We start from the raw sequence: 401 nt of genomic DNA on the forward strand, positions 1-401 counted from the left end.
GGCGGTTTCTAGAGTCAAGTGCAACGTTTTGCTAACCCCTCGGCTGCCAGTTCCATGGCCATGGCTTCCTCGGGCGTTTTCCAACCGAGCGTCTGGCGAGGACGTCCATTGAGCAGCTTGGCGATATCGTTCAATTGCGTCTGCGTGACGCCCGAGAGGTCCATGCCCTTTGGCAAGAACTGGCGTAGCAGGCCGTTTGTGTTCTCGTTGCTGCCGCGCTGCCACGGAGCGTATGGATCCGCGAACCAGATATCGAGGTTCAGTCGCTCGGCAAGCTCGACATGACAGGTCATCTCCGATCCACGGTCGTACGTCAGGCTCTCACGCAGGAAGGCCGGCACCTTCTTCATCTGGCGCGTGAAGCCCTCGAGTGCGTCTTGGGCGGTACAGCCGTCCATGCG

General features: G+C 60.1%; 1 protein-coding gene. It reads right to left on the bottom strand.

All coding sequences use genetic code 11. From position 1 onward, the window contains the following. Positions 1 to 14: 14 nt before the first annotated feature. Positions 15 to 401: IS30 family transposase (locus ACTJJY_RS32130; RefSeq protein ID WP_440607457.1), on the bottom strand; the 387-nt coding region annotated here is incomplete at its 5' end.

It is taken from the genome of Bacillus sp. 22475 (assembly GCF_052044835.1).
GTDB classification, from domain to species: Bacteria; Bacillota; Bacilli; order Bacillales; family Bacillaceae_G; genus Bacillus_A; species Bacillus_A cereus.